The sequence below is a fragment of the Lentisalinibacter orientalis genome (assembly GCF_040706535.1).
GTDB lineage: Bacteria > Pseudomonadota > Gammaproteobacteria > Steroidobacterales > Woeseiaceae > Lentisalinibacter > Lentisalinibacter orientalis.
Genome location: NZ_JAPDRJ010000001.1, coordinates 737,172 through 752,674 on the forward strand (window position 1 = coordinate 737,172; position 15,503 = coordinate 752,674).

16 protein-coding genes are annotated in these 15,503 nt (G+C 70.3%); 5 read left to right on the forward strand and 11 right to left on the reverse strand.

All coding sequences use genetic code 11. From position 1 onward, the window contains the following. Nucleotides 1-78: 78 nt before the first annotated feature. The 3 genes from coxB to ACJMK0_RS03305 all read right to left on the reverse strand — a co-directional run bounded on the left by coxB (nt 79) and on the right by ACJMK0_RS03305 (nt 2,569). Entirely contained in the window at nt 79-900 is an 822-nt protein-coding gene (gene coxB, locus ACJMK0_RS03295; RefSeq protein ID WP_405235472.1) for a cytochrome c oxidase subunit II, read from the reverse strand. Nucleotides 901-942: 42 nt separating this feature from the next. Beyond that, nucleotides 943-1,437: a DUF2244 domain-containing protein gene (locus ACJMK0_RS03300; protein WP_405235474.1), complete on the reverse strand. Its 495-nt coding sequence runs from the start codon at nt 1,435-1,437 to the stop codon at nt 943-945. 250 nt (nt 1,438-1,687) lie between these two features. After that, nucleotides 1,688-2,569: a methyltransferase domain-containing protein gene (locus ACJMK0_RS03305; RefSeq protein ID WP_405235476.1), complete on the reverse strand. Its 882-nt coding sequence runs from the start codon at nt 2,567-2,569 to the stop codon at nt 1,688-1,690. Nucleotides 2,570-2,654: 85 nt separating this feature from the next. Here ACJMK0_RS03305 and ACJMK0_RS03310 point away from each other — a divergent pair, with 85 nt between their 5' ends. Beyond that, nucleotides 2,655-3,470, forward strand: coding sequence for a ComF family protein (locus tag ACJMK0_RS03310; protein WP_405235478.1), 816 nt, complete (start codon nt 2,655-2,657; stop codon nt 3,468-3,470). Here the strand turns inward: ACJMK0_RS03310 and ubiA are convergent. The 8 genes from ubiA to ACJMK0_RS03350 form a co-directional block, all read right to left on the reverse strand. Further along, the gene (gene ubiA / locus ACJMK0_RS03315) at nt 3,455-4,279 is read right to left on the reverse strand and encodes a 4-hydroxybenzoate octaprenyltransferase (RefSeq protein WP_405237884.1); all 825 of its coding nucleotides are present in this window, start codon (nt 4,277-4,279) and stop codon (nt 3,455-3,457) included. The two genes, ACJMK0_RS03310 and ubiA, sit on opposite strands and share 16 nt — an antisense overlap. 101 nt (nt 4,280-4,380) lie before the next feature. Beyond that, the gene (locus tag ACJMK0_RS03320; RefSeq protein ID WP_405235480.1) at nt 4,381-4,974 is read right to left on the reverse strand and encodes a chorismate--pyruvate lyase family protein; all 594 of its coding nucleotides are present in this window, start codon (nt 4,972-4,974) and stop codon (nt 4,381-4,383) included. A gap of 29 nt (nt 4,975-5,003) precedes the next feature. Further along, complete coding sequence (recG, locus tag ACJMK0_RS03325) at nt 5,004-7,097, reverse strand: ATP-dependent DNA helicase RecG (protein ID WP_405235481.1); 2,094 nt, start codon at nt 7,095-7,097, stop codon at nt 5,004-5,006. Continuing rightward, on the reverse strand, nt 7,094-7,489 hold the full coding sequence (locus ACJMK0_RS03330; RefSeq protein WP_405235483.1) for a RidA family protein: 396 nt from the start codon (nt 7,487-7,489) through the stop codon (nt 7,094-7,096). Before ACJMK0_RS03330 ends, recG begins: the two co-directional genes overlap by 4 nt. An 11-nt stretch (nt 7,490-7,500) precedes the next feature. Continuing rightward, entirely contained in the window at nt 7,501-9,660 is a 2,160-nt protein-coding gene (locus ACJMK0_RS03335; protein WP_405235485.1) for a RelA/SpoT family protein, read from the reverse strand. 47 nt (nt 9,661-9,707) lie between these two features. Further along, nucleotides 9,708-9,989, reverse strand: a complete 282-nt coding sequence (gene rpoZ, locus ACJMK0_RS03340; protein WP_405232809.1) for a DNA-directed RNA polymerase subunit omega — start codon at nt 9,987-9,989, stop codon at nt 9,708-9,710. A gap of 131 nt (nt 9,990-10,120) precedes the next feature. After that, nucleotides 10,121-10,747 (reverse strand): guanylate kinase, encoded by a 627-nt coding sequence (gene gmk / locus ACJMK0_RS03345; protein ID WP_405235487.1) that lies wholly within the window; start codon nt 10,745-10,747, stop codon nt 10,121-10,123. Between the two features lie 4 nt (nt 10,748-10,751). Then, nucleotides 10,752-11,606 carry a YicC/YloC family endoribonuclease gene (locus ACJMK0_RS03350; RefSeq protein ID WP_405235489.1) on the reverse strand — a complete coding sequence of 285 codons (855 nt, stop codon included), beginning with the start codon at nt 11,604-11,606 and terminating at the stop codon, nt 10,752-10,754. A gap of 177 nt (nt 11,607-11,783) precedes the next feature. Here ACJMK0_RS03350 and ACJMK0_RS03355 point away from each other — a divergent pair, with 177 nt between their 5' ends. The 4 genes from ACJMK0_RS03355 (at nt 11,784) to hemW (ending at nt 15,176) form a co-directional block, all read left to right on the forward strand. Continuing rightward, nucleotides 11,784-12,563, forward strand: coding sequence for a PP2C family protein-serine/threonine phosphatase (locus ACJMK0_RS03355; RefSeq protein ID WP_405235491.1), 780 nt, complete (start codon nt 11,784-11,786; stop codon nt 12,561-12,563). 72 nt (nt 12,564-12,635) lie between these two features. Next, entirely contained in the window at nt 12,636-13,355 is a 720-nt protein-coding gene (gene rph, locus ACJMK0_RS03360; protein ID WP_405235493.1) for a ribonuclease PH, read from the forward strand. A 13-nt stretch (nt 13,356-13,368) separates the two neighbouring features. Next, the gene (rdgB, locus tag ACJMK0_RS03365) at nt 13,369-13,974 is read left to right on the forward strand and encodes an RdgB/HAM1 family non-canonical purine NTP pyrophosphatase (RefSeq protein WP_405237886.1); all 606 of its coding nucleotides are present in this window, start codon (nt 13,369-13,371) and stop codon (nt 13,972-13,974) included. After that, entirely contained in the window at nt 13,971-15,176 is a 1,206-nt protein-coding gene (hemW, locus tag ACJMK0_RS03370; RefSeq protein WP_405235495.1) for a radical SAM family heme chaperone HemW, read from the forward strand. Before rdgB ends, hemW begins: the two co-directional genes overlap by 4 nt. Nucleotides 15,177-15,503: the final 327 nt, after the last annotated feature.

Sequence of the window (15,503 nt, forward strand, 5' to 3'; positions counted from 1 at the left end):
CCTGGTTTCCTGCCGGGGCTCCGCTCGGGCCCCGGCGCTCGTTCCTGTCGGTTCTGCTGCGGGCGACTGTCGCCGCGGTCACTCGGCCGGCGCCGCGGCGAGCTTCGGGCTCACGCCCTGCTCTTCCTGGCGGGCGGCGACCCAGCCCTCGTACTCGGCCTGCTCGAGCACCTCCACGACGATCGGCATGAAGCCGTGGTCCTTGCCGCAGAGTTCGGCGCACTGGCCGCGGTACACGCCGGGCTCCTCCGCCCGGAACCAGGCCTCGTTGATGAAGCCGGGGATCGCGTCCTTCTTGATGCCGAAGTCCTTCATCCACCACGCGTGGATGACGTCGTTGGAGGTGATCAGCACCCGCACCTTGGCGCCGACCGGCACCACCATGGGGTTGTCCACCTCGAGGAGGTAGTTCGGCACGGTGTTCGGGTCGATGCCCGAGCCCAGCCGCCGCGCGTCGTTGCTCGAGCGCGCCAGGTTCGAGTAGAACTCCACGCCCTCGTCCAGGTATTCGTAATGCCACTTCCACTGGTAGCCGGTGACCTTCACCGTGATGTCCGGGTTGCGGCTGTCCTCGATCTTCACCAGCGTCTCGGCCGAGGGGATGGCCATGCCGATCAAGATGCCGATGGGAATCACGGTCCAGATGATCTCCGCCTTGGTGGAATGGGAGAACTTCGCCGGCTCCACGCCCCGCGACTTCCGATGCAGGACCAGCGCGATGATCATCCAGCCGAACACGAACACGGCGATGGCGCAGCACACCAGGAAGATGAGCATGTGCAGGCCGTAGATGTCGCGGCTGACCTCGGTCACGCCCTGGGGCATGTTGATCTTCGACTCGGCCAGCGCGGCCGTCGAAGCCGACAGGGTCAGCAAGAAGAGGGAGATTTTTCGAATCATCGGTCTGTTATCCTGCCGGCCGCGGCCGGTGTGTTCGTCCTGTCACGGTTGCGCATCCTGCCGCGCCCCGCGGTCGTCCTGCGGCGCCGCCGCCGGCTCCGCCAGTATTCTCTTCAGTCTGTCGCCCAGCCCCCGGCGCTCGGCGTCGGTCAGAAACTCTCCGACCGCGCACCAGCACCCGTGGGCGCCTATCTCCAGCCTGCCGGGCGCGCCGGCGCGCCGGCCACCCGCATGGCGCACCCGCGTCCAGGCCCGCAGGAAGCGCTGGTCCCGCCGCTCCCGGCCGCGCAGGCGGCTCACGACCACCTCGTCCGGCCCGACGTCGATCAGGTCACGGTCGCGGCCGCGCCGCATGCTCAGCCAGAGCGCCGCGCCGAGCCCGGAGAGTTCCAGCCCGGCCATCGGCAGCACCGGCCAGTAGCCCATCGCCGCGAAGCCGCCGGCGACCGTCATGGAGACCGCCAGAATCGAGACGAAAAAGAGCGTTGCCGTGCGGGAATCCAGAGAACAATTCGGCTTCAGTTCGAAGCGGTGCAACTGGACAGATCCTGCGGCTGGTCCTGAATTTCCCTGATCCTCGGTACGCCGGTCCGGACCCGCCGGACCGCGGACTCGGGAGTCTAAAGAAACGGCCTTCCGGGTGCAACTGCGCAAGTGGCTTTCCATGTCCAATTAATGTTGATAAATCAGCAAATTGCAGCGGACGACCGCTGACCTGCCGCAACTTCCCTGCTCCATCGATTATCGGGGCGCCCGTCTGCCGTGCAAGAGACCGGGTCCCGGCGTCTCAGGTGCGTCGCATTATCTGCTGCGGACTGATACGCACCGCGCCGTCCGCATCGGCCCCGGGCAGGCCGCTGCCGCCCCAGCAGTGGCCGTAGACGAGCTCCAGCGTCAGCGGCAGGCGGCCGTCTTCCCGCCGCACCCGTCCCCAGGCCTCCGCGAGGCGGCGGAAGCGCGCGGGTGTCGCCAGTCCCCGGCTGCGGCCGGCCAGCGTGTTGCGGGCACCCGCCGCGGTCAGGTCCCGCCACAGCGCGGCGGGCTCGGCATAGGTCACGGTGAGATGCTCGACGTCCAGCACCGGGTCGCGCAGGCCGGCGCGCACCAGCGCGTCGCCCAGGTCGTGCATGTCGGGGAACGCCTGCACGTGTTCCCCGGGGTCCACCGCCCGCCAGGCTTCCCGCAGCTCCCGGAAGCTGTCCGGGCCCAGGCTGGAGAAGGTGAACAGACCCTCCGGGCGCAGCACGCGGGCGGTCTCCGCCAGCGCCGGCGCCGGATCGGCGAACCAGGGCAGCAGGAGGTTGGCGAACACCATGTCGAAGACGCGGTCGCGGAAGGGCAGGCGGGCGGCGTCCCCGGCCACCTCGTCGCGGCGGGCGAAACGGCCGCGGCTCCGTCGGGCCGCGGCGAGCCGGGCCGGCGAGAGGTCCAGGGAGACCACGCGGCAGCCGCGGTAGCGGCGTGCCAGTTCCGCCGAGGCGCGGCCGGTAGCCGCGCCGGCGTCCAGCACCCGCCGCGGCCGGATGGCGGTGAGATTCAGGCGGGAGAGCAGTTCCTCACGGGTGCGGGCCGACAGGAAGTCGTCCGCCCCGGCCACGCTGGCGTCGGTGCGGCGGCGTACCTCCCGGCGGCGAGGGGCGGGGACGGCTGGTCGGTCGGGCGCGCTCATGAGCCCGGGAAGCTTACGGCAAAAATGCCGGCAGCCGGCAGAAAACCCGGCTGCACCCGGGTCCGCGGGCCCGCACGCTGCGGCGATGACGAGCGCCATGACCTGCGCCATGACCAGCGCCATGACACACCGCCGCGCCGCACTCGATGCCCTGGCCCGCCTCCTGTTCCCGCCGCGCTGCGCGCTGTGCGGCGAGTCTCCCTGTCTCCGGGACGGGGACAAACCCGGCGGCCCGCCCGGCAGCCGAGCCGGCAAACGATGGGCCGCGCCGGATCTCTGCGCAGGCTGTCTCGGTGATCTGCCCCGGATCGCCGGCGCTTGTCGCCGCTGCGCCGAACCGCTGAGTGCGGGCACCCTGTGCCTCGCATGCCGGCGACACCCGCCGCCGATGGACCTGACGCTGGCGCCGCTGCATTACGCCTTCCCGGCGGACTGGCTGCTCACCGAGCTGAAGTTCAATGCCCGCCTCTGGCACGGGCCGCTGCTGGCCGGGCTCGTTGCCGCAGCGCTGGAGGCGGAGCCGTCGTTCAGGCCCGGGCCCGCGGCGGTGCTGATCCCGGTGCCGCTGCACCGCCGGCGCCTGGCCGCCCGGGGCTACAACCAGGCGCTGGAGATCGCCCGCCCGCTGGCCCGGCGCCTCGGCTGCCGCCTGGCCGACGACGTGGTGGTGCGCAGGCGCCCCACCCGGGAACAGTCGTCCCTGAGCGCCCGGGCGCGGCGCCGCAACGTGGCCGGCGCTTTCCGGCTGCGGCGCCCGGCGGACTTCGGGCACGCCGTCATCGTGGACGACGTCGTCACCACCGGCGCCACCACGCGCGAGATCGCCGCCCTGCTACGGGAAGGCGGCTGCGCCCGGGTCAGCGTGGTGGCCGCGGCGCGGGCCGCTCAGCGGAACAGGTAATCCAGCGCGATGCCGATGAACACCATCATGCCGATGTAGTGGTTGTTCAGGAACGCGCGGAAACAGTCGGCGGTATCCCGGTCGCGGATGAGGTACTGGTGCCAGGCCATGAAGCCGGCGGCCAGCGCCACTCCCAGGAAGTACCAGAGCCCCATGGAGAGCCGCGTGCCCATCAGCACGAGCCCCAGCAGCATGAGGCCCTGCAGCGCGCCGATCATGAAACGGTCGGCATCGCCGAACAGGATCGCCGTCGACTTGATGCCCACCTGCAGGTCGTCCGGCCGGTCGACCATGGCGTACATCGTGTCGTAGATGATGGCCCAGATCACGGTGACGGCGAACATCAGCCAGGCGATCTCCGGTATCTCGCCCGTCTGCGCGGCGAAAGCCAGCGGGATGGCCATGGCGAAGGCCGCCCCCAGCACGAGCTGGGGCACCGAGAGGATGCGCTTCACGAACGGGTAGACGATCATCAGCACCGCGGCGGCGGCGGCCACCACCCGGGAGAGCGGATTGAGCAACGTCACCAGGCCGACGGCGATCAGGCCCAGGCCGACGAACAGCAGGGCCGCTTCCACCACGCTGACCTTGCCCGTGGCCAGCGGCCGCTCCCGGGTGCGGGTCACGTAGGGATCGAAGCCCCGGTCGGCGATGTCGTTGATGATGCAGCCGGCGCAGCGGGTGACCACGACGCCGGCCATGAATATGGCGAAGATGCCCTCGTCCGGGCGGCCGTCGCCGGCCACCCACAGCGCCCACAGCGTGGGCCACATCAGCAGATAGAAGCCGATGGGCCGGTCCAGCCGCATGAGCCGGGCGTAGACGCCGAGCTGGGAGACCAGCACCGCGAGGAAACCGGGGCGGGTGCGTTCCGCTGCCCGGGCCTGCCCGCGGGAAGCGGCTCCCGTCCTCACAGCGCTGCGCCCTCCGGTGCCGCGAGGCTGGCGGGGAAATACTCGATGACCAGGATGGGCGCGCCGGCCACGCGGATCACCGAACGCCGCGCGAACAGCCGTTCGGCCGCCATGCGCTCGGGCAGCGCCGGGTAGCCTTGGTCGCCCGGCTCGAAGACGGCGTAGCGGAACGGCTCCCGGCTCACCTCGTCCAGCCGGGCCAGGGCCTCGCCGAGGGGGCGCTCGCCCAGGGCGGCCAGGCTCGGGAAACGCTCCAAGGTCCCCGCCGGGATGATGCTCGATGCCACCACCAGTTCGCCGGCGGCACCGCCCATGCTGATCTCGCGGACCAGTGCCTCGCCGGCGTCTCCGTCGAGCAGCGCCCGTTCCTCTCCGTGGAGGCGCCGGCGGCTCTCGGCGTGCACCGCGAGGCGGAAGCTCGCCGGCTGAAAGGACCGGATGCGGGGCGTCAGCAGGCCGTGGTCGGCCAGCCAGCCGGTCAGGCCGGCGGGCACCGAGGCCGGGATGGTCGCGGACCAGCGGCCGTCGCCCGAGGCTTGTTCGTTACCGGGAAGCATGGGGTGCAGAGTGTAGACGAGATCGCGCTCCATGACAGTGCAGGGCGGCGCTCCCGGCTTGGTCAGACGCTGCCGTAGCGGCTGGCGCCACCCAGCCAGCGCTGGATGATGGCCTCGGCGTCCGCCGGCGAGACGGCCGCGGCGGCGAGCTGCACCTTCGGCATGAGGGCGGCGTCGCGGCTGAGATCGGCGATGCGCAGCTGCATCGCACCGGTCTGGCGCGTGCCCAGCACCTCGCCGGGCCCGCGCAGGCGCAGATCCTCCTCGGCCACGACGAAGCCGTCGTTCGTCTCGCGCAGCACGGCGAGGCGCCGGCGCGCCATCTCGGACAGCGGTGGGCGGTACATGAGCAGGCAGGTGCTCTCCCGACTGCCCCGTCCAACCCGCCCGCGCAGCTGGTGGAGCTGGGACAGGCCCATGCGTTCGGCGTTCTCCACGATCATCAGGCTGGCGTTCGGCACGTCCACGCCCACCTCGATCACGGTGGTGGCGACCAGCAGCCTCAGTTCGCCGGCCTTGAACGCCTGCATCACGGCTTCCTTCTCCGCCGGCTTCATACGGCCGTGCACCAGGCCTACGGGTATGCCGGGCAGCGCCTCGCCCAGCATCCGGTAGCTGGCCTCGGCGGCCTGGTAGTCGAGCTGCTCGCTCTCCTCCACCAGCGGGCATACCCAGTAGGCCTGACGGCCTTCGGCACAGGCGCGGCGCACCCGCTCGATGACCTCCTCGCGGCGGGTCTCGGGCAGCACCACGGTGGTCACGGGCCGGCGGCCCGGCGGCAGTTCGTCGATGACGGAGGTGTCGAGGTCGGCGTAGGCGGTCATGGCGAGCGTCCGCGGGATGGGGGTGGCCGTCATGACCAGCTGGTGCGGCCGGGTCACTCCCTGCTCGCCTTTCTCCCGCAGCGCTAGGCGCTGGTGCACGCCGAAGCGGTGCTGCTCGTCGATCACCACCAGCGCGAGATTGTGGAAGGCGACGAATTCCTGGAACAGGGCGTGGGTGCCGATGACCATCGCCGCGCTGCCGTCGGCGATGGCGGCCAGCGCTTCGCGCCGCACCGCGGAACGCAGGCTGCCGGTGAGCCAGACCGGCCGGATGCCCAGCGGCTCGAGCCAGGCGCTGAAGCTCTTGTAATGCTGCTCGGCGAGCAGCTCCGTCGGCGCCATGAGGGCCGCCTGACATCCCGCCGCGATGGCCTTCAGGCAGGCGGCGGCCGCGACCACCGTCTTGCCGGAGCCGACGTCGCCCTGCACCAGGCGCAGCATGGGGTGGGCCCGGGCGATATCCGCCGATATCTCTGCCAGCACCCGTTCCTGCGCGGCCGTCAGCCGAAACGGCAGGCTGTCCAGGAACCGCTGCGCCAGGCCGTCGCCGTCCGCCAGCGCCGGCGCCAGCTCGTCGCGGATGCGATGGCGCAGCCGCCTCAGGCTCAGGTGGTGCGCCAGCAGCTCCTCGAATGCCAGGCGCTGCTGGCAGGGGTGGCCGCCGCCGGCGAGTTCCGCAAGGTCCACGCCCCGCGGCGGCCGGTGCAGGTACTCCACCGCCTCCGTCAGCGTCGGCAGGTCCGTACGTTCCAGCACCTGGCGCGGCACCAGTTCGGTGGGCGCCTCCCGGCGCATCATGTCCAGGGCCTCCGCGACGAGGCGCCGCAGGCGGCCCTGCTGCACGCCCTCGGTGGTCGGATACACCGGCGTCAGCCTGTCCTCCACCGGTACCGGTTCCTCCGCGCCCAGCAGCCGGTACTCGGGATGCACCATCTCCTTGCCCGACGGGCCGGGGCGGATCTCGCCGTAACAGGCGATGCGCGAGCCCCGCGCCAGGCGCGCCTGCTGGGAACGGGAGAAATGGAAGAAGCGCAGCGTGAGCTGGCCGCTGCCGTCTGTGATGCGCACCAGCAGCGACCGCCGGCCCCGGTACACGGTCTCCGAGAGCAGGATGTCGCCGGCCACCAGCACCCGCTCGCCGTGCCTGGCCGAGCCGATGCGGGTCACCCGCGTGCGGTCTTCGTAGCGCAGCGGCAGCAGGAACAGGAGATCCTCCACCGACTCCGCGCCGAGGCGGGCGAGTTTCTCCGCCAGCGCCGGGCCGACGCCCTTCAGCGCCGTCAGCGGCGAGCCGAGGCCCGGGCTCCCGGAGGCGCCGGCGTCCCGGTTCACGGCATGCTGGTGCCGTGAATAAGGATGGCGTCCGCCTCTACGTCGGCTCCCTTCGGCAGCGCGGCCACGCCGACGGCGGCCCGGGCGGGGTAAGGCTCGTCGAAGAACTCGGCCATCACTTCGTTCACGGTGGCGAAGTTGGCCATGTCGGTGAGGTAGATGGTGAGCTTCACGGCATCGGCGAGGCTGCCGCCCGCCGCCTCCGCGATGGCCGCCAGATTGCGGAACACCTGCCGCACCCGGTCGGCGAACTCCCCCTCCACGAGCTCCATGGTGGCGGGGTCCAGCGGGATCTGGCCCGAGACATAGACCACGCTGCCCGTCTCGACGGCCTGCGAGTAGGTGCCGATGGCGGCGGGTGCGGCCGGTGTGACCACGTGTTTCTTCTGCATGCTTCCTCCGGTCAGGCGCAGTCGCGGGTGACTTTGATGACGCTGGGCATCTTGCGGATGCTGCGCAGCACGGCGGCCAGGTGCTGGCGGTCGCGCACCTGCAGCAGGAAGGTCATCACGGAGGCGTCGTCGTCGCCTTCGCGCACCGAGACCTGCTCGATGTTGGACTGTGCCGCCGAGATGGTGGCCGCCACCTCGGCCAGCACTCCCATGCGGTTGACGGCGATCAGCGTCACCTGGGCCGTGAAGTCCTGGTCGATGTCGCTGCGCCAGTTCACCGTCACCCACTTCTCGGGGTGCTTGCGGAAATTCGCCAGGTTGTGACAGACGTTTCTGTGGATGACGACCCCGCGGCCGCTGGACAGGTGGCCCATGATGGCATCGCCGGGAATCGGGTGGCAGCAGCGCGCATAGGTGACGACCATGCCCTCGGTGCCGGTGATCGTGAGCGAGGTGCTCTCGCGCACGGCCGGCTCCACCTCGCCGGCATCCACGCCCAGCAGCAGCCGGGCGACGATCGGCGACAGCCGCTCGCCGAGGCCGAGCTGCTCGTACAGCTCGATCTTGTTGTTCAGGCCGAAAGCTTCCAGTACCTCGGTCATCGACTTCTTGTCCACCTTGCGCAGCGAGGACTTCTGTTCCTTCAGCGCCTGTTCCAGCAGGCGCTTGCCGAGTTCAGCGGCCTCGCCCCGGCGCAGGTTCTTCAGGTAGTGGCGAATGGCGGAACGCGCCTTAGCCGTGACCACGAAGTTGACCCAGTTCGGATTCGGCCGGGCCCCCTTGTTGGTGATGATCTCGACGGTCTGGCCGTTGGAGAGCGGCGTCCTCAGCGGCACGAGGCGCCGGTCGATCTTGGCCGCGACGCAGCGGTTGCCGATGTCCGTGTGCACGGCGTAGGCGAAGTCCACCGCGGTGGCGCCGCGGGGCAGGCGGCGGATGTCGCCCTTGGGCGTGAACACGTAGACCTTGTCCGGGAACAGGTCCACCTTCACGCTCTCCAGGAACTCCTCGGAGCTGTCGTCCTGCTGCAGCTCCACCAGGTTGGAGAGCCACTCCCGGGCCCTCAGCTGGGGCGAGGCGGCGGACTTGTCCTCGGCCTTGTAGCGCCAGTGCGAGGCGATGCCGCTCTCCGCCACCAGGTCCATCTCACGGGTGCGGATCTGCACCTCCAGCGGCAGCCCCCGCGGGCCGAAGCAGGTGGTGTGCAGGGACTGGTAGCCGTTCACCCGGGGTATGGCGACGTAGTCCTTGAAGCGGCCCGGCATCGGCTTGTACACCTTGTGCACCAGCCCCAGCGCCCGGTAACAGTCGTCGACGTCCTCGACCACGATGCGGAAGCCGTAGACGTCCACGATCTCGCCGAGGGTGCGCCCCTTCACCAGCATCTTGCGGTAGATGGAATACAGATGCTTCTGCCGCCCGGCGACGCTGGCCGCGATCTCGTGGCGCGCCAGCTCCTTCTCCAGGGTGTCGCTGATCTTCTTCACGATCTGGCGCTGGTTGCCCTGGGCCTTCTTCAGCGCCCGCTCCAGCACCCGGTAGCGGTAGGGCCGCGTGTAGCGAAAGCCGAGGTCCTCCAGCTCGACCTTCAGCGTATTGATGCCGAGCCGGTTGGCGATGGGGGCGTAGATCTCCAGCGTCTCCCGGGCGATGCGGGACTGCTTCTCCCGCGGCAGGGAGTCCAGCGTGCGCATGTTGTGCAGGCGGTCGGCGAGCTTCACCAGGATCACCCGGATGTCCTCGACCATCGCCAGCAGCATCTTGCGGAAGCTCTCGGCCTGGGCTTCCAGGCGGCTGCGGAACTGCAGCTGGTCCAGCTTGGTGACGCCGTCGACCAGCGCGGCGATGTCCGCGCCGAACTCGCTCTCCAGCTGTTCCTTGGCCGCCGGCGTGTCCTCGATCACGTCATGCAGGATCGCCGCGGCGATGCCCTTGGCGTCCATGCGCATGTCCGCCAGGATGCCGGCGACCGCGACCGGGTGGGAGATGTAGGGCTCGCCGGACTGGCGCAACTGGCCGGCATGGGCCTCGGCGCCGAACTCGTAAGCCTTGACGACCAGTGCGATCTGGTCGTCGGCCATGTAGGTCTCGAGTTTCTGGAGGAGCTGCTTGAGACCCGTGGAGCGCCGCGTCTTCGGCAGTTTGGAGCGGATCGAGGCGGCGTAATCCATGGGGGTTAACCGGTCGGTGCCGGGGGCGGCACCGGTCTTGTCAGCGCTTACTCGCCGAGCGAGAGCCCTCGCATGGGCATGAGGTCCTCGGAGCCGGATTCGGCGCGCAGCAGGTCCTCGGCGGGCTGGTCCGCCTCGTCGAGTATGGCCGGGGTCACGTGGCCCTCGGCGATCTCGCGCAGCGCGACCACCGTGGGCTTGTCGTTCTCCAGCTCCACGTAGGGGTCGGCACCATTGGCGATACGTCGGGCGCGCTTGGACGCGACCAGCACGAGTTCGAAGATGTTGTCGATGTTCTCGAGGCAGTCCTCGACGGTAATTCTGGCCATTTATTGGCTACTCCAAAGCTATTGCAACGCTATTCCGAGGCTACTCCGGCCTCTCTCGAATAATGCTGAACGGTGCGGACCGCGGGAAGAATCGGCCGCCGGACCCGTCAGTGTACTGTAAGGAGCCGCTCCTAAACCAGTAGGTGAGCGAGCTTTTTCCGGGTGGCCTGGGTGCCCACCCGGTTGCGGCGGTAACGGCCGGTGGCGATGCCCTCCAGCTCGTCGATGGCGCGTTCCAGGTCGTCGTTGATCACCACGTAGTCGAACTCGTCCCAGTGGGAGAGGTCGCTGAGGGAGTCGCGGAGCCGCCGCCGGATCACGTCCTCGGAGTCGGTGCGCCGGCTGCGCAGCCGCTGCTCCAGCGCCTCCACCGAGGGCGGCAGGATGAAGATGCTGCGGCACTCGGGCATGGCGGCGCGCACCTGTCGGGCGCCCTGCCAGTCGATCTCCAGCACCACGTTGCGGCCTTTCGCGAGCTCGCTCTCCACCTGGCTGCGGCTGGTGCCGTAGTAGTTGTCGAACACCCGGGCGCTCTCCAGGAACTCCCCCTGCCGGTCGAGGCGCCGGAATTCCTCCTCGCTGACGAAGAAGTAGTCCCGGCCGTGTTCCTCGTTCGGCCGCTTCGGCCGGGTGGTGTAGGACACCGAGAAGACGAAGTCCGGGTTGCGCTCGATGAGCGCGTGCACCAGCGTCGTCTTGCCGGCGCCGGACGGCGCCGCGATGACGATGAGTCTCCCCCTCGGTCTGCCTGTCGCCATGGCGTTACTCGATGTTCTGGATCTGCTCGCGCATCTGCTCGATGAGCACCTTTAGCTCGACCGAGGCGCGGGTGGTTTCGGGGTCGCCGGATTTCGAGCCGAGCGTGTTGGCCTCCCGGTTGAATTCCTGCATCAGGAAATCGAGGCGCCGTCCCACGGGTTCGTCCCGTTCGAGCGCGCTGCGCATCTCCTCCACGTGGCTGTCCAGCCGGTCCAGCTCCTCGTCGACGTCCATCTTCTGGGCGATGATGGCCAGCTCCGTCTCCAGGCGGCCGGGTTCGGCCTCCACATCCAGGCGGGCGAGGCGCTCGCGCAGCTTCTGCTCGATGCCGGCCAGCACCTCCGGGCGCCGGGTCCGCACGGCGGCGGCGATGCCGGCCACATCGTCCGTGCGGCTGCGCAGCGTCTCGGCCAGCCGGGCGCCCTCGGCGCGGCGCATCTCGTCCAGGGTCGCAAGCGCCTCGTCCAGCAGGGACAGGCTCTCGGCGAGCAGGGCATCCTGTTCCACGGCCGGCTCCTCGATGACCCCGGGCCAGCGCAGCACTTCCATGGGGTCCACCTGGCCGGTCTCGCCGAACCGCTCGCGCACCACCGCGACGCCCTCGGCTATGCGCCCGACCAGCGCCGCGTCGATGGCGAGCTCCCGCCGGTTGCCGCCGCCGCGGCGCAGCGTGAGACTCAGGTCCACCTTGCCGCGTCCCAGCCGCTCGCCGGCGGCGCGGCGGAATTCCGCCTCGGCGCCTCGCAGCACGTCCGGCAGGCGGAACTGCAGATCCAGGTAGCGATGATTGACCGAGCGCACCTCCCAGGCGAGATCGCCGAACTCTGTCTGGCGCTCGCTGCGGGCGAACCCTGTCATGCTGCGTAACATCGGTGTCTCCACTCGGGGTGCGGTGACGGAGGGCCGGCATTGTAAGCGCGCCGCGGCGCGCGCTGCCACCGCTCACTGCTACGGGCAGCGTCGGCGAATCTGCGACCCGTGCCCTCCCCGGGGCGGCGCAAGTGGTATACCCTCCGTCACCGTCCTTCAGGAGTCGTGCTGCTTGCGGGCCTTGCGCCCGCCCGGGAACACGTGCGCATCGAATACGCGAAAATCTCGCTCACCGGCGATCGCCGGGACAACCAGGACCGGGTCGCCATCGCGGTGAGCGAGCGGGCCGCGATGCTGCTGGTGTTCGACGGCATGGGCGGCCACTCGGACGGCGCGCTGGCCGCCGAGGTGGCGCTGGAATCGGTGCAGAAGGACTTCGCCGCCGCGGAGCACCCGGTCTTCGACCCCCAGGGTTTCCTCTATGCCGCCATGGGCCGCGCCCACGACGCCGTGGTGGCGGTGGGCGCGCAGACCGACGTGGATCACCGTCCCCGCGCCACCGGCGCGGTCTGCCTGGTGCAGGATCAGGCCTCCTGGTGGGCGCACGTGGGCGACAGCCGCGTATATCAGGTACGCGGCGGGCGCATCCGCGGCCGCACCCGCGACCACAGCCACGTGGAGGTGCTGTTGCGCGAGGGCGTGATCGACGAGCGCGAGGCCCGCGAACACCCGATGCGCAACTTCGTCGAGTCCTGCCTGGGCGGCGACCAGGCCCTGCCCGGCATCACCGTCACCCGCAAGAAGCCTTTGCAAAGCGGGGATGTGCTGATAGCTTGCACGGACGGGCTGTGGTCGGGGCTCGGCGAGCGCGACATCGCCAGGATCGCCAGCCGCGCCGAACATGCGGTGGTGGAGAATCTGCGCGAGCTGGGCGAGCGCGCGGTCCGCGCCAACGGTCCTCACAGCGACAACACGACGGCGGCCTCCATCCGCTGGCTCGGCTGACCGGGCCGGCCCCTCGCCGGAACGGAACTCGCCGGAACCGAATTCTCCGGATCAAGACAGGGCAGGAGCGATATGCGACCAAGCGGCCGCCGCCCGGACGAACTGCGTCCAGTGGCATTCATCCCCGATTACACCCGCCACGCCGAGGGCGCCGTCCTCATCGAGTGCGGCCACACCCGCGTCCTGTGCACTGCCAGCGTCGAGGACCGCGTGCCGCCCTGGCTCCGGGGTCGCCAGCAGGGCTGGATCACCGCCGAGTACGGCATGCTGCCCCGCGCCACGCACACGCGCACGGCCAGGGAGGCCGCCCGCGGCCGGCAGGGCGGGCGCACCCAGGAGATACAGCGGCTGATCGGCCGCTCGCTGCGCGCCGTGGCGGATCTCTCCGCGCTGGGGGAGCGCACCGTCACCGTGGACTGCGACGTGCTGCAGGCGGACGGGGGCACCCGCACCGCCTCGATCACCGGGGGCTACGTGGCCCTGGCGCTGGCCATGGAGCGGCTGAAGAAGAAGGGCGCACTGGCGAAGAACCCGCTGCACGGCCAGGTGGCCGCCATCTCGGTGGGCATCTACCGGGGCGAACCCGTGCTCGACCTGGACTATGCCGAGGATTCCGACGCCGAGACCGACATGAACATCGTCATGAACGATGCGGGCGCCTTCATCGAGGTACAGGGCACCGCCGAGGGCCATGCCTTCCGCCGTGACGAGCTCGAACGGCTGCTGGACCTCGCCGGCGCCGGCATCGGTCAGCTGGTGGCGGCGCAGAATCAGGCGCTGGCCGCCGCCTGAGGAGGGAGCCGTGCTGCAGGCGGGCTCGAGCATCGTGGTGGCCACGGGCAACCGGGGCAAGCTCGCCGAGATCCGGGCCATCCTGGAGGAGTTCCGCGTGGAGGTGGTCTCGCAGGGCGAGCTCGGCATCGGCGAGGTGGAGGAAACCGGCCTCACCTTCGTGGAGAACGCGCTCCTGAAGGCCCGCAATGCGGCCGCGCACGCGGGAAGGCCGGCCATCGCCGACGATTCCGGCCTGGAGGTGGACGCGCTGGGCGGCGCTCCCGGCATCCGCTCGGCCCGCTATGCCGGCGAGCCCGCCGACGACGCCGCGAACATCGACCGGCTGCTCGCCGCGCTGGAGGGCACGGAGGAACGCACCGCCGCCTTCCGCTGCGTCATGGTGTTCCTGCGCCACGCCGAAGACCCCGCACCCGTGATCGCCGAGGGCGTCTGGCGGGGACGCATCCTGACCGGGCGCCGGGGCGAGGGCGGCTTCGGCTACGACCCGGTCTTCTTCGATCCGGAGCTCGGCCGGAGCGCGGCCGAACTGCCGCCCGCGGAGAAGAACCGCGTGAGCCACCGGGCCCGGGCGCTGCGGGAGCTGGCCCGTCGCCTGGGGGCGGGAGCAGCCGGATGAGCGCCGGCCCCGGGGCGGACAGGGCGGATACTGCCGGCGCGGCCATCCCCCTCACCCTCTATCTGCACCTGCCCTGGTGCGTGCGGAAGTGCCCCTACTGCGACTTCAATTCCCACCGGGCCGGGGACGATCCCCCGCTCGAGCGCTACGTCGACGCGCTCGTTGCCGACCTCGACGTGGAGGCGGTCCGCGCGGCCGGCCGGCCGCTCACGGCGATTTTCATCGGCGGCGGTACGCCGTCGCTGTTCAGCGGCGGGCAGATCGGCCGGCTGCTCGACGCCGTGGCCGGCCGCTATACGCTGGCCGCGGACGCCGAGATCACGCTGGAGGCCAACCCCGGTACCGTCGAGCGGGGCAGCTTCGCGGCCTACCGTGCCGCCGGCGTCAACCGGGTGTCGCTGGGGGCGCAGAGCTTCGACGATGCCTGCCTCGCCGCGCTCGGGCGGATCCATACTGCGGCCGAGACCCGCGCCGCGGTCGACGAGGCCCGGCGCGCGGGCATCGACAACCTGAACCTGGACGTCATGTTCGCGCTGCCGCGGCAGAGCGTGGCGGGCGCGCTGGCGGACGTCTCGGCGGCGCTCGCCCTGGCGCCGGCGCACATCTCCCATTACCAGCTGACCCTGGAGCCGAACACCCGCTTCCATCACTCCCCGCCGCCGCTGCCGGACGCCGATACCGCGTGGGAGATGCAGAAGCGCTGCCACGAGGCGCTGGAGGCGGCCGGCTACCGCCGCTACGAGGTGTCGGCGTTCGCCCGGCCGGGGCGGGAATGCCGGCACAACCTGAACTACTGGGAATTCGGCGACTATCTGGCGGCCGGAGCCGGCGCCCACGGCAAGATCACCGACGCCGACGGCACCGTGCGACGCTACGCGAAGCCGGCGAGCCCCCGGGCCTGGATGGAGGCCGCGCTGGCCGGGCGCACCGGGGAGGCGGCCGCTGCCGTCGCCGCCGAAGATCTCGTCTTCGAGTACACGCTGAATGCGCTGCGCCTCACCCGGGGCTTCACGACGTCGGATTTCGCGGCCCGCACGGGTCTGGGCCCGGCGGCCCTGGAGCCCGGACTGGCGGCCGCGCGCCGCCGGGGTCTGCTGGAGGCCGACGGCGTCGGCGGTCTGCGCCCGAGCGCCCTCGGCATGCGCTTCCTGAACGATCTCCAGGCCCTGTTTCTGCCCTCTTCCGGGGCAGCCGCCGGGTGACTCCGCGGCGGTCCGGCCGGCGACCGTTATGCACAATGTCGGGGCTATCCCTATATTTGTCTTGTAGAGTCGCGATCAGCTGAAACCCGACTTTGTAAGAGTCTCGTATTTTATTGAAATTATTATCTTTATTATTGTGAACAGAAAATAGACATTCTAACGGGGAGGCTTGAAAATCGTGGGCTTGCGGCGTTTAGCCAAAATCCTTCCACAGAGTTATCCACAGGATTTGTGGATAACGGCCGGCCCCTCCCGGAGGCCTGGCGCGGGCTTGCCAGCGGCTCTGCGGCGCTGTATGCTCCGCGCCCCTTTTCGCTCTGTCCGTCC